The sequence below is a fragment of the Rhizobium sp. C4 genome (assembly GCF_021026315.1).
In the GTDB taxonomy this organism is placed as follows: domain Bacteria; phylum Pseudomonadota; class Alphaproteobacteria; order Rhizobiales; family Rhizobiaceae; genus Ensifer_A.
In genome coordinates, this window is the sequence record NZ_JAJNCX010000004.1 from 208,123 (window position 1) to 221,283 (window position 13,161).

9 protein-coding genes are annotated in these 13,161 nt (G+C 61.0%); 5 read left to right on the top strand and 4 right to left on the bottom strand.

Annotated features, from left to right (window positions below):
- Positions 1-189: 189 nt before the first annotated feature.
- Complete coding sequence (locus LQK84_RS09680; protein WP_230828492.1) at positions 190-1,665, bottom strand: NAD-dependent succinate-semialdehyde dehydrogenase; 1,476 nt, start codon at positions 1,663-1,665, stop codon at positions 190-192.
- A 487-nt stretch (positions 1,666-2,152) separates the two neighbouring features.
- On the bottom strand, positions 2,153-4,714 hold the full coding sequence (locus LQK84_RS09685) for a GcvT family protein (RefSeq protein WP_230828493.1): 2,562 nt from the start codon (positions 4,712-4,714) through the stop codon (positions 2,153-2,155).
- A gap of 230 nt (positions 4,715-4,944) precedes the next feature.
- Between LQK84_RS09685 and LQK84_RS09690 the strand changes: the two genes are divergently transcribed.
- Together LQK84_RS09690 and LQK84_RS09695 are read left to right on the top strand one after the other, a co-directional pair.
- Positions 4,945-5,778 carry a response regulator gene (locus LQK84_RS09690; RefSeq protein ID WP_230828494.1) on the top strand — a complete coding sequence of 278 codons (834 nt, stop codon included), beginning with the start codon at positions 4,945-4,947 and terminating at the stop codon, positions 5,776-5,778.
- A 366-nt stretch (positions 5,779-6,144) separates the two neighbouring features.
- Positions 6,145-7,488: a GGDEF domain-containing response regulator gene (locus LQK84_RS09695; RefSeq protein WP_230828635.1), complete on the top strand. Its 1,344-nt coding sequence runs from the start codon at positions 6,145-6,147 to the stop codon at positions 7,486-7,488.
- 6 nt (positions 7,489-7,494) lie between these two features.
- Here the strand turns inward: LQK84_RS09695 and LQK84_RS09700 are convergent, their stop codons facing one another.
- Entirely contained in the window at positions 7,495-8,493 is a 999-nt protein-coding gene (locus LQK84_RS09700; protein ID WP_230828495.1) for a GlxA family transcriptional regulator, read from the bottom strand.
- A 233-nt stretch (positions 8,494-8,726) separates the two neighbouring features.
- Entirely contained in the window at positions 8,727-8,951 is a 225-nt protein-coding gene (locus LQK84_RS09705; protein WP_230828496.1) for a hypothetical protein, read from the bottom strand.
- Between the two features lie 230 nt (positions 8,952-9,181).
- Between LQK84_RS09705 and LQK84_RS09710 the strand changes: the two genes are divergently transcribed.
- From LQK84_RS09710 to LQK84_RS09720, 3 genes are all read left to right on the top strand, one after another.
- Entirely contained in the window at positions 9,182-10,087 is a 906-nt protein-coding gene (locus LQK84_RS09710) for a LysR family transcriptional regulator (RefSeq protein WP_230828497.1), read from the top strand.
- A 222-nt stretch (positions 10,088-10,309) separates the two neighbouring features.
- On the top strand, positions 10,310-11,710 hold the full coding sequence (locus tag LQK84_RS09715) for a DegQ family serine endoprotease (RefSeq protein WP_442966939.1): 1,401 nt from the start codon (positions 10,310-10,312) through the stop codon (positions 11,708-11,710).
- Positions 11,707-13,023: a replication-associated recombination protein A gene (locus tag LQK84_RS09720; RefSeq protein ID WP_230828498.1), complete on the top strand. Its 1,317-nt coding sequence runs from the start codon at positions 11,707-11,709 to the stop codon at positions 13,021-13,023. Before LQK84_RS09715 ends, LQK84_RS09720 begins: the two co-directional genes overlap by 4 nt.
- Positions 13,024-13,161: the final 138 nt, after the last annotated feature.

A 13,161-nucleotide genomic window follows, 5' to 3' on the forward strand; every position in this document is an offset into this window, starting at 1 on the left:
GGTTGCAATCGGCAATTGCTGATGAAATGCAGCCGCTGTTTCCATTAAATAGGGTAGCGGCTCTGGGAGTGCTGCGCTGAAAGGGGGTGCGCCTCGGGTGCAGGGCTGGCGGCACTGAAGTCTATCTGGACGAGATTTCCGGCATCGATCCGGCCGCGCGAGCGATCACACCCGCGCCGACCAATCCCTCTAAATCCCGCCCATGCACAAATATTTCATCTCCAGATAGTCCTCCAGCCCGTGCCGTGAGCCTTCTCTTCCGATGCCGGATTGTTTCATGCCGCCGAAGGGGGCGGCCTCTGAAGACATGCGGCCGGTGTTGATGCCGACCATGCCGTATTCGAGGGCTTCGGCGACGCGCCAGACGCGTTTCAGGTTGGACGCGTAGAAATAGGCGGCCAGCCCATAGATCGTGTCATTGGCTTCGCGCACGACCTGATCGGCGTCTTCAAAGCGGATGATGGGGGCGAGCGGCCCGAAGGTTTCTTCCTGTGCGACTCGCATGGCGGACGAGATATCCGTCAGCACGGTCGGCTGGAAGAATGTGCCGTCGCGGTCGATGCGCGCCCCGCCGCAGTGGATCGTGCCGCCTTTGGAAAGCGCGTCGGTGATATGTGCCTCGATCTTGGCAAGCGCGCGCGTGTCGATCAACGGGCCGATGGCGACATCCTGGGTGAAGCCGTCGCCGACGGTGAGTGTGGCGACGCGGGCGGCGAATTTCTCGGCGAATTCGTCATGAACGCCCGCCTGCACATAGAGCCGGTTGGCCGAGACACAGGTCTGGCCGGCATTGCGGAATTTCGCCTGGATCGCGCCATCGACGGCGGCGTCGACATCGGCGTCGTCAAAGACGATGAAGGGGGCGTTGCCGCCGAGTTCGAGGCTCACCTTCTTGATCTGGTCGGCGCATTGGCGCATCAGCAGCCGGCCCACTTCGGTCGAGCCGGTGAAGCTGATCTTGCGCACCTTGGCATTGGTGCAAAGCTCATGGCCAACCGCATCGCCTTCTGCGGCATAGACGAGGTTCAGCACGCCTTCCGGGAAGCCGGCCTTTTCGGCGAGCGCGAACATGGCGCCGGCGACCAGCGGGGTCTGTTCGGCGGGTTTCAGCACAATGGCGCAGCCGGCGGCGAGCGCCGGCGAAATCTTGCGGGCGACCATGGAGGCCGGGAAGTTCCACGGCGTGATTGTGCCGACGACGCCGATCGGCTGCTTGATCACCAGCATGCGGCGGTCATTCGAGGGGGCGGAAATCGTTTCGCCATAGATGCGGTTTGCCTCTTCCGCATACCATTGCAGATAGGCGGCTGCGTGGCTCACTTCCGATTTCGCCTCAGCCAGCGGCTTGCCCATCTCGGCGGTCAGGATCGCGCCGAGGTCGTCGGTGTGGTCGACGATCAGCTGGTGCCAGCGCCAGAGCACGTCGCTGCGGGCGCGTGCGGTCATGGCGGCCCATTCGGCCTGTGCCACATAGGCCTTGTCGATCGCTTCCTTCGTTTCGGCGACGCCCATGTCGGGGAGTTCGGCGAGCAGTTCGCCGGTCGAGGGGTTGAAGACCTGGAATGTGCGGCTGCCGACCGGCTTTGCCAGCGCCTGCATGGAGGTGAGATCGCCAAAAAGGTCGGGGTTGCTCAGGTGACGGGTGAGGGCGGGTGTCAGGCTCATGCGTATATGCTCCATAGAGCGCTTCACCGGACACGCTGAAGCGCTCTGTCTTTTGTTGTCCGCAATTCCGGATGTGAGACCGCACAGCACGTTGGCCGAAATCGCCTTGGTGCCGGGGTCTGCTTCAAATCGGGCGTGGTTTACGCCTTGCATGAAATAGTGTTTGCGACAACCGCTCTCTTGTCGCTGTGACAATTGGGAGCGTGCATCGGTCTCTTTGGGATGGGCGAGGCACCACCTCTCCGCCGTCATCCCGGACTTGATCCGGGATCCTCTGCGCGGTGTCTATCGCGCGAGAGACTCCTTTCACGTGGGGGCTCCTCCTGAGGAGTTCTCTCAGCGCGCGGACGCGCGCTGGCTGGATGCCGGATCAGGTCCGGCATGACGGAGAGAATGGGGTCAGCGCGGTGCCCAATGTGAGGTCGCGAAAACGAAAAAGCCCGCGCATTGCTGCGCGGGCCACATAGCTATTCCAAACCTGCGCCGATCAGCTGCGCGGCTTCAGGTTTTCCGGATCGTAGATCGGCTTGTAGCCTACGCCGAAGACTTCGACCGGGTAGGTCTCGGTGAAATATTCGACGTTGAGCTTGCGGCCTACTTCGCAATATTCGGCCGGCAGATAGGCCAGCGCGATATTCTTGCCGACGGTCGGGCCATAGGCGATCGAGGTCGTGTAGGAGCGGCGGCCGAGGCTGTCGACGAGGACTTCGCCGGTGGCCGGATCAACGACCGGCAGCGAGCCGACGGGGTAGCGCTTGACGCCATTCGCATCGGTGTTTTCGGTCATGATCAGCGTGCAGAGCATGGCTGGCTGCTTTTCGCGCGCCTTGTATTCCAGATGCTTTTCCTTGCCGCGGAAGTCGGCTTCCTTGACTTTCGGGCGGGCGAGGTCGGCTTCGATGAGGTTATACTGGGTGATGAGGTCTGCGTTCTGCAGGCGCAGGCTCTTTTCCATGCGGCGCGAGTTTGCATAGGTCTCGACGCCGAAGGCCATGACGCCGGTGGAGCGGAGCGCATCCCAGACGGCGAGGCCGTCTTCGTATTTCATATGCAGTTCCCAGCCCTGTTCGCCGACATAGGAGATGCGGAAGGCCGTGACGTGCTTTCCGGCGATCTCGATCGGCTTGATTGCCGCGAAACCGAAGTTTTCCGGGTCGAGGGCTACCGGATCGGCAACAACCTTTTTCAGCGTGTCGCGGGCATTTGGGCCCCAGATGCCGATGGTGACGAACTTTTCCGACACGTCGGTGACGGTGACGTTGAAGCCCTTGTCCTCGGCCACCTGCTTCACGTAGTGGAAGTCGCGCGGACCGGCGTCGGCGCCGTCGATGATGCGGCAGCGGTCGGCCATGCGGATGACCGTCAGGTCGGCGCGGACATTGCCCTCGTCATCGAGGAAGTGGGTGTAAATACCCTTGCCGATATTGGCGTCGCCACCGATCTTGGCCGCGCAGAGCCATTCCATCAGCGCGACATGATCCGGACCTTCGACGTCGAACATGTAGAAATGCGACAGGTTGACGATGCCGCAATCCTCGCTCATCGCCAGATGTTCGGCATTCGAGACGCGCCAGAAATGGCGGCTGTCCCATTCGTTCTCGCGGACGGGAACCTTGTCGCCGTATTTTTCGAGAAGATGTTCGTTGGCCTTGTAGCCATGCGCACGTTCCCAGCCGCCAAGTTCCATGAAATAGCCGCCGAGCTCAACTTCGCGTTCATAGAAGGGCGAGCGCTTGACGTTGCGGCCCGTGGCATAGGGCTCGCGCGGGTGGATTGCGGGGAAGTAGATCTTCTGGGCCGCTTCATAGCAGCGGCCTTCGATGAACTTTTCTTCCAGCTGGTGCTTGTAGAAGCGCGAATAGTCGATGGAGGCATGGTCGATCTCGGTGCGGCCATCCGTCATCCAGTCGGCGATCAGCTTGCCGTAGCCGGGGCCGTCCTTGACCCAGATGGCGACGCAATACCAAAGGCCGCGGACCTTCTGGCTCTCGCCGCAGGATGCGCCGCCAGCGGCCGACACCTGAAGCAGGCCGTTGAAGGAATGGCTTTCATTGTAGCCGAGTTCGCCGAGGATCGGCGTCAGTTCGATCGCCTTTTCGAGCGGCTCGAGGATCTGCTCCATGTCGAGATCGCGCTGCGAGGGGGAAAGGCGGGCCTCATGCTTTTCCAGGAGCTCGCGCGGATGGCACAGGCGCGGTTCCTTGGTTTCGTAATAGCCCCATTCGATCTGGCCGCCTTCGGTCGTCTTCGGGTCGCCGGTGTCGCGCATATAGGCGGAGTTGCCCTGGTCGCGCAGCAGCGGGAAGCCGATTTCCTTGCCGGTGCCTTCGAACTCGTTATAGGGACCGAAGAAGGTCAGCGGGTGGTCGACCGGCATGACGGGCAGGTCTTCGCCAACCATTTCGGCAATCAGGCGGCCCCAGAGACCGGCGCAGACGATGACGTGATCGGCCATGATCGTGCCGCGATGGGTGACCACGCCCTTGATGCGGCCGTTCTCGACGATCAGCGACTTGGCCGGTGTATTGCCGAACATCTGCAGCTTGCCGGACTTTTCAGCGGCATCGACCAGCTTGCCGGCAACCGTCTGCGAGCGCGGGATGACGAGGCCGGCATCCGGATCGAAGAGGCCGCCCATGACCTGATCTTCCTCGATCAGCGGGAACTTTTCCTTGATCTCGGCGGGCGAGACATAGTGGGCGCGGGTGCCGAAGGCGCGGGCGGAGGAGAGCTTGCGCTTGATCTCTTCCATCCAGGCGTGGTCGCCGGTGCGGGCGACTTCGAGACCGCCGATGCGGGCGTAGTGGCCCATCTTCTCGTAGAAATCGATCGAATATTGCGTCGTCCAGACCGAGAGATAATCGTGGCTGGTGGTGTAACAGAAGTCCGAGGCGTGGGCGGTCGAGCCGATATCCGTCGGGATGCCCGACTTGTCGATGCCGACAATGTCGTCCCAGCCGCGTTCGATCAGATGATGGGCGATGGAGGCGCCGACAATGCCGCCCAGCCCGATGATGACCACTTTTGCCTTGGTCGGAAACTCTGCCATGGAATATGCCCCGGTTGGTATTTTGGCGCGATCTTAGATCGCAAAACGACGCGACCAAATCCTGTCTACGACATAATCATTGAACAGCGCGACGGGGAAGCGACCCGGGCTTCTTGAACGGCAATCTGGGAACGATTTCTCCCCCCGAATCCTCAGGGATTCCGCTTAACGAAAATTCAACAACGGCTGCGTAAGACTTGAGTAAATTCGGTTGTTAAAGTGGGCGGATCATGAATTTCCTTGGCATTTCAGGCATGCAATATTCTGGCGAAACGCTGGAGAAACACAGAATCATTGTTGGCGAGGACTCCAATGTCTTCACCTCCATGATCCGGCAGAAGCTGAAAGAACTTTTCAACATCGATGTCGAGATCTGCCGCACCTTCGAAGACTTGCAGCAGGCCTATGAACTCAATCCTGAGCCCATTACGCTTGCCATTTCCAACATCAACCTTCCGGGGGCGGAAAGTGGCGAGGCGCTGAACTATCTCGTCGACCTCAGCGTGCCGACGATCGTTTTCACCGCGACCTTCCAGGACAGTATCCGCGAGGGGTTGCTGGCCAAGGAAGTGGTCGACTACATCATCAAGGACAGCGTCTTTGCCATCGACATGCTGGCAGAATCAGTCTGCCGCTTCCTGACCAACCAGCGCCATCATGTGCTGATCGTGGACGACAGCGCGACCGCGCGTGCGCTCCTCACCAGCCGGTTGAAGCGTTACAATTTCCGCGTCAGCTCCGCGGAGAACGGCGCAGTCGCCATCGAGACGCTGAAGAAGAACCCCGATATCACCCTGGTCATCACCGACTATAACATGCCCGACATCGACGGCTTCGAGCTGACACGGCGTATCCGCCATGTTCGCGGCTCGCACCAGCTGCGCGTCATCGGTGTTTCGTCCTCCAACGACCGGCTGCTTTCGGCCCGTTTCCTGAAGGCCGGCGGCAACGACTTCATGATGCGGCCCTTTATCGACGAGGAATTCTACTGCCGCGTCAACCAGAACCTCGACACGCTGGTGCAGATCAAGTCCGCACAGGAACGCATTAAGTCCCGGGGCTAGGACAGGTCCGGCACGGCGGCGGCCGGCGCCGGGCAACAGCCTGAAATTGTTATCACGGCAAACAATCGCTGCGATTATTAAGTTTTGCTCAATCTACCTGACGTTAAATGAGAAGTCTCTAATGACCATTGAGGCGGCGCATGTTGCTGCCGGTGTTCGAGAGGCTTTCTCATGCGTTTGGCGGATGCGCGCGTGAAGAAAGTCGCAATCCGATCCGTCATCGACTTGATGCCTCAGGTGTTTCCCATGAACCGACCTGTCGGTTCGGTGGAGAATTGCCAGCGTCACCGTCGCGCGCTTCCGGCGCGCGTCGAGTCGGCGGGAAGGCGTGCGGGTCCGAGGAGAGGGTTGGACTTGCACGGCAATCTGAGGACAGCGCAGATCAGAACCCGCGGCGGCGCTCTTTCGGGAAGCCGCCCATGCGTTCTGATCGTTGAGGATACCCGGACCTTTACGACCGTGCTCGCGCACCGCTTCGAGACCGAACTCGCCGTCGATGTCGTGACCTGTCATACGCTGCATGACATGAAACGGCTGCTCTCCTCCGAGCACGGTCGCTTCATGCTCGCCGTCATCGATCTCAATCTCGAGGACTCGCCCAACGGCGAAGTGCTGGACTATTCGCTCGACGCCGATCTGCCGACCATCGTCTTCACGGCCAGTTTCGATTTCCATGTGCGCGAATGCATTTTGAAGAAGAATGTGGTCGACTACGTGCTCAAGGACAATTGTCGTGCGATTGACTCCATCGTCAACGCGGTCAGGCGCGTGCTTCAGAACCGCAACATCCGGGTTCTCGTTGCGGAAGGTTTCGACCCGGCCGAGAGCGAGGCCGTGCAGCTCCTGCAGGCGCAGCAATTTCTCGTCACCCATGCCCAGAGCCTGGAGGAGGCTGTCGACAGGTTCGACAAGTATCGCGACATCGAACTGGTGATCGTCGACGATGCCTTGCCCGGCGGCGGAGGCGTTGAACTGATCAAGCAGATCCGGCGCAGTTCGTCTGCCGACGACATGCGCATCATCGGCTTTTCGACGCGCGATAATCCTTTGACCTGCGCTTCCTTTCTGAAGGCGGGGGCCAGCGATTTTCTCTACCATCCCTTCGTCCAGGAAGAGTTCCAGTGCCGGGTCGCGCAAAGCATCGATACGCTGGCACGGTTCAAGAAGCTGCAGGCGATTGCATCGCGCGACTTCCTGACCGACACCTATAACCGGCGCTATTTCTTCGAGCGCGGCCCCGTTCTGGTCCAGCATTGCCTGGCGCGCCAGGAACCGTGCTGCGCTGTCGTGCTGGACATCGATCATTTCAAGAAGTTCAACGACACCTACGGTCACGAAACCGGGGACCTTGTGCTGAAGACGGTGGCCCGCAAGCTGCGGCAGATGATCGACGGTGACATGCATCTGATCGCGCGACTGGGCGGCGAGGAGTTTGCCATCCTTCTCAGGAACATGGATGTGCGCGAGGCGACCGAATATTGCGATCTGCTGCGCGAGGAAATCGCGCGCACCCATATCGTGTTCGAGGACGAGGAATTGTCGGTGAACGTCTCGATCGGCGTTGCGGTGATTTCGGCGGAGGAGACGTTCGACAACTATCTCCACGCTGCCGACCAGTATCTCTACATGGCCAAGAATTCCGGCCGCAACCGGGTCTTCTCCGACTATTCGATCACGCAGCTGTTCGCCGAACGCCAGAAGGCGAGCTGAGGGGCCTCAGGCCGCCTGCCGCAGGCGGCGCTCGGCGCGCTCCTGTTGCGGCGAGCGATTGTAGATTTCGCGATAACACTTCGAGAAATGCGACGCGGAGACGAAACCGCAGGCAACGGCCACTTCGACCACCGGCAGGGTCGACTGGACGAGCAGGTGGCGCGCGCGTTCCAGCCGGATTTCCAGATAGTAGCGGGCAGGCGAGCGGCCCATTTCCTGGCGGAAGAGACGCTCGATCTGCCGGCGCGACAGGCCGGCATCATCGGCGATTTCCAGAAGCGACAGCGGTTCGGCAAGGTTCTTCTCCATCACTTCGATAATCGAAAGAACCTTGGAGTTCTGGACGCCGAGGCGGGCGCGCAAGGGCAGGCGCTGGCGGTCCGACTGTTCGCGGACGCGGTCGGTGAGGGCCTGTTCGCAGATGCGATTGACGAGATTGTCGTCGAAATCCTGACCGATCAGGTTCAGCATCATGTCGAGCGAGGCGGTGCCACCGGCGCAGGTGTGAATGTTGCCATCCACTTCATAGAGATCGGCATAGACTTCCACTTCCGGGAAGGCTTCGGAGAAGCCGGGCAGGTTTTCCCAGTGAATGGCACAGCGCTTGCCATTCAGCAGCCCGGCCTGCGCCAGGATATGGGCGCCCGTACAGAGGCTGCCGATCTGGACGCTGCGGTTATAGGCTTCGCGGAGCCAGGCGTGCACTGCCTTGTTGTTGAAGTTCTCGACATCGATGCCGGAACAGATGATCGCCATCGACGGGCGCTCGGCGCCGGAGAGCATGCGGCGCTCCTGGGCAAGCGAGGTCTGCACGGCGATCTCGATGCCGCTCGAAGAGGAGACTTTTTCGCCATCGGCAGACGCCAGACGCCATTTGTAGGCCTGGTAGCCGAGCATGCGGTTGGCAATGCGAAGCGCCTCGATGGCCGCCGTGAACGGCAGGATGGTGAAGTCGTTGACGAGGAAGAAGACCAGACAGCGCTTGGTCGTTTGTTGTGTGCTCATTGCGACATGTTCCAAGCGTGAGGGCGGGCGCCACCATGAAAATTGACGCTTGTCAGCCTAGTTGGACTGGCGGCGTCTGCTTTCCTGATTGCGACATTCGCATGAAAGACCCCTGTCGTGAAGAGGATAGTCGCTGTCCGTTCGAAATTTTGTTGAGCCCACATGCGCAAGCACCGCCCCGCGGTTTTGCCGGAGGCGGTGCATAAGGCGAGAGGTGATTCTGGAAAATCCAGTCAGCGCAAACGCTTATGATCGATGTCGGCCGGGGTGCGGTAGCCGATGTCCTTGCGCACATCCATCGGCAGGCCTTCCAGAAGCCGTTCGGTGCGATAGCGCTTCCAGGAGCGGTTAGCCGCGGCCATTGGCGCGATTGCGACACGGGCGAGGGCGACGCCAATGGCGACGATGTTTCTCCGGCGGGGGGCTGCAAGCGGAACTTCCCAAAAATACGATGCCATGACTGCTCTCCTTTCCCGGCCGCCTTTGCGACCTGATTTGCCTGGAACCTATGCCAGGGCAATTCATCAATCCAACGAATTGATTGAATTTCTGACATTCGATTTGGTGATGTATCTTCACGTCTGTTCGCTTGGCCAAGCTTGCATCTTGACTATCGCATGGGATCGAAGTTCAATGAAACGAATTGCAGTCGCTTTAAGGTTCAGAAAAATTGAAAAAGGGTCCCGCGATGGACGAGCCGCGCCGTGAAAACCTGCCGCTTCTGGAACTCGATATTCTGAGGACCTTCGTCGCCATTGCCGATACCGGCAATTTCACGACGGCGGCGGAAGCCGTGCTGAGAACGCCTTCGGCTGTTTCCATGCAGATCAAGAAGCTGGAAGACATGCTGGGCGCGACATTGTTTCGCCGCGACGCCCGCGCCGTCACGCTCACGCATCACGGTGAGATCCTGCTGAGCGCCGCGCGCCGCATGCTGGCGATGAACAACGAGATCGTCGGCCGCTTCGTGAGGCCGCATATGAACGGCGTGGTCAATCTCGGCGCGCCGGACGATATCGGCGATCTGGTCCTGCCCGAGGTTCTGCGCCGCTTTGCAGAGGCCTATCCCATGGTTGCCGTCGATGTGCGCATCGAGAGCAGCGACGCGCTGCGCCGGCAGGTGGCCGAAGGCAAGCTCGACATCGCGCTGTTCAACTGCACGGCAGGTAATTTCAACGGCGAGGGCGAGTTGCTCTATCGTGAAAAGCTCGTCTGGGCCGGCAAGAAGTGCGGCACGGCCTACGCCCGCACGCCCGTGCCGATCTCGGTTTGGGAGGCGGGGTGTATTTGGCGCTCCAAGGCTCTGGATGCGCTGGACAAGTCCGGTCATCCCTACCGCATTGCCTATCTCAGTGCCCATCATATGGGCCAGCGCGCCGCCATCCGTGCCGACATTGCCATCGCGCCGCTCGCCCGCTTCCTGATCGCCGACGATATGGTGGAGCTGGGCGAGGTGCATGGCCTTCCCGATATCGGCTATTACGATGTCGGAATGGCGCGGCGCACGGGCGCGCCCGAGACGGTGGATGCGCTGGCGGAGTATATTCGTGGCGCCGTCGTTTCGATCGGCAAGTCGGTTGAGCTGGCGGCCTGAGCCGCATCCCCATTTTGGCCGTATTCCGGTGGCCCAAAATCCGTGCCGCACAGGCCTTTCAAATGGAAAGGCCCAAGCCCACATAATTCTGGCCGTGAGGCAGGCAAACGATGCGCTTTTCCGGTGAGTTGAGCTCCGGAAGGGTTTGAAACGGCCGGCATTTTGGGCCAGTTTCGGGCGTGTCGGATGCGACCCCTTCCGACCCAATGCCGAGGTTGATCCATGAATTTCAAAATGCCCGCAGTTTTCGCCGCCGCGCTTCTCGTTGCCGGTGGTCTCGCCTTCACGGCGGTTTCCGAGGATGTGCGCAAGCTGCCGCAGAGCCAGGGCGAGGTGCGGCTGTCCTATGCGCCGCTGGTCAAGCAGACCGCGCCTTCCGTCGTCAACGTCTATGCCGAGCGCACCGTGGTGCGCAGCACGATCTTCGACAACGATCCCTTCTTCCGCCAGTTCTTCGGCGGCGGGCAGGGGCGTCGTCAGACCGAAAGCTCGCTGGGCTCCGGGGTCATCGTCGGCGAGAATGGCATCGTGATCACCAACAACCACGTCATCGAGGGCGCCGACGAGATCAAGGTGGCGCTTTCCGACGGGCGCGAGTTCACGAGCAAGGTGATGCTCAAGGACGAAAAGGTCGATCTTGCGGTACTGAAGATCGACACGAAGGAAAAGCTACCGCCCCTGCCGCTCGGCGATTCCGACAAACTGGAGGTCGGCGATCTGGTTCTGGCCATCGGCGATCCCTTCGGTGTCGGCCAGACGGTGACGAGCGGCATTGTCTCGGGTCTCGCCCGCGGCAATATCGGCGTGTCCGATTTTGGCTTCTTCATCCAGACCGATGCCTCGATCAACCCCGGCAATTCCGGCGGTGCGCTCGTTGACATGCAGGGCGAACTCATCGGCATCAACTCGGCCATCTTCTCCAAGGGCGGCGGGTCCAACGGCATCGGCTTTGCCATCCCGGCAAACCTTGCCAAGGTCTTCATCGCGGCAGCCGAGCGTGGCGACAAGACGTTTGAACGGCCTTATGTCGGGGCCTCATTCGATGCGGTTTCCGCTGATGTCGCGGAGGCGATTGGCCTCAAGCGCGCCGGCGGGGCGTTCATCACCAAGGTGGCCAAGGGCGGGCCGGCAGAGCAGGCGGGGCTTGTGAAAGGCGATACGGTTGTCGCGCTGAATGGCATCCCGATCCAGCATCCCGACGCGCTCGGCTACCGCATGCTGACGGTGGGCCTCGGCAACGAGGCCAAGCTCACAGTCTATCGCGATGGCAAGGAGCGCGAAGTCTCGATGAAGCTCGACCGTGCACCGGAAAATCCTCCGCGTGACGAGCGCCGTATCGATGGTCGCAACCCGTTTGCCGGCATTGTCGCCGTAAACCTCTCGCCGCGCGTGGCAGATGAACTCCAGATGCCGGGTGACAATACCGGCGTTGCGATCCGCAAGGTCGAGGATGGCTCGCCCGCCGATCAGCTTGGTTTTGCCAAGGGCGACATCATCGTCTCCGTCAATGGCACAGCGATCGAGGATACGAAGACGCTGGCACAGATCGCCAACAGCGATCCGAACCTCTGGCGCGTCGAGATCAATCGCGGCGGTCAGCGCATCCGGCAAGTCTTCCGATGAGCGATCTGTTTGCCGCGCACGAACCGGAAGACTTTGCGTCAAAGCGGCCGCTGGCAGAACGGCTGCGGCCGAAATCGCTGGCAGAAGTCTCCGGGCAGGGACATCTGACGGGACCAGATGGTGCGCTGACGCGGATGATCGAGGCGGGCTCGCTCGGCTCGATGATCTTCTGGGGCCCACCCGGCACGGGCAAGACGACCGTGGCGCGGTTGCTTTCCGGCGAGACGGGGCTGGCCTTCGAACAGATTTCGGCGATCTTTTCCGGTGTGGCGGACCTCAAGAAGGTGTTCGAGACGGCACGCGCCCGGCGCATGTCGGGGCGGCAGACGCTGCTCTTCGTCGACGAAATCCATCGCTTCAACCGCGCGCAGCAGGACAGTTTCCTGCCGGTGATGGAAGACGGTACGATCGTACTCGTGGGCGCCACGACCGAAAACCCGTCCTTCGAGCTCAACGCCGCTCTTCTCTCGCGAGCACGCGTGCTGACCTTCAAGCCGCATGACGAGGAGAGCCTTGAGGCGCTCCTGAAACGGGCTGAGGAAGAGGAGGGGAAAGCGCTTCCGCTCGACCCGGACGCGCGCGTGAGCCTCATCCGCATGGCCGATGGCGATGGACGCGCGGCCCTGACGTTGGCTGAGGAAGTCTGGCGCGCGGCGCGGGCCGGGGAGCGATTCGACACAGCCGGTCTGACGCGGGTCGTGCAGCGCCGGGCGCCGGTCTATGACAAGGGGCAGGACGGGCATTACAATCTGATCTCGGCGCTGCATAAGTCGGTGCGCGGTTCGGACCCTGATGCGGCGCTCTATTATCTGGCGCGCATGTTCGATGCGGGCGAGGACCCGCTGTTTCTGGGACGTCGGCTGGTGCGGATGGCGGTGGAGGATATTGGGCTTGCCGATCCGCAGGCGCTCGTTGTCGCCAATGCCGCCAAGGACGCCTATGATTTTCTCGGCTCGCCGGAGGGGGAACTGGCGCTGGCGCAGGCCTGCGTCTATCTCGCCACCGCGCCGAAATCGAATGCCGTCTACACTGCCTACAAGGCGTCCATGCGCGCGGCCAAGGAATACGGCTCGCTGCTGCCGCCCAAGCATATCCTCAATGCGCCCACGAAGCTGATGAAGGCCGAGGGGTACAATGAGGGCTATCGCTATGATCACGACGAGCCGGATGCCTTCTCGGGCCAGGATTATTTCCCCGAGAAGATGGGCCGCAAGACCTTCTATGATCCGCCGGAACGGGGATTTGAGCGGGATATCCGCAAGAGGCTGGACTGGTGGTCGAAACTCAGAGCCGAACGGGGCGGGAAAGCGTGAGTCGGACCGTCTCTGGCGGTGCACCAATCCGGCACATTCCGGCGTCCGTTCACGTTCTGAAATAAACGTTTATTTAAAATGACTTCCCATTTTGCACCATTACAGCCATGTCATAGTCAACGCTTACATTCGCCGTCT

Excerpts from the sequence above, each read along its gene's own strand:
- LQK84_RS09680 (WP_230828492.1), bottom strand. The coding sequence starts at position 1,665 with ATGAGCCTGACACCCGCCCTCACCCGTCACCTGAGCAACCCCGACCTT.
- LQK84_RS09685 (WP_230828493.1), bottom strand. The coding sequence starts at position 4,714 with ATGGCAGAGTTTCCGACCAAGGCAAAAGTGGTCATCATCGGGCTGGGC.
- LQK84_RS09690 (WP_230828494.1), top strand. The coding sequence starts at position 4,945 with ATGAATTTCCTTGGCATTTCAGGCATGCAATATTCTGGCGAAACGCTG.
- LQK84_RS09700 (WP_230828495.1), bottom strand. The coding sequence starts at position 8,493 with ATGAGCACACAACAAACGACCAAGCGCTGTCTGGTCTTCTTCCTCGTC.
- LQK84_RS09705 (WP_230828496.1), bottom strand. The coding sequence starts at position 8,951 with ATGGCATCGTATTTTTGGGAAGTTCCGCTTGCAGCCCCCCGCCGGAGA.
- LQK84_RS09710 (WP_230828497.1), top strand. The coding sequence starts at position 9,182 with ATGGACGAGCCGCGCCGTGAAAACCTGCCGCTTCTGGAACTCGATATT.
- LQK84_RS09715 (WP_442966939.1), top strand. The coding sequence starts at position 10,310 with ATGAATTTCAAAATGCCCGCAGTTTTCGCCGCCGCGCTTCTCGTTGCC.
- LQK84_RS09720 (WP_230828498.1), top strand. The coding sequence starts at position 11,707 with ATGAGCGATCTGTTTGCCGCGCACGAACCGGAAGACTTTGCGTCAAAG.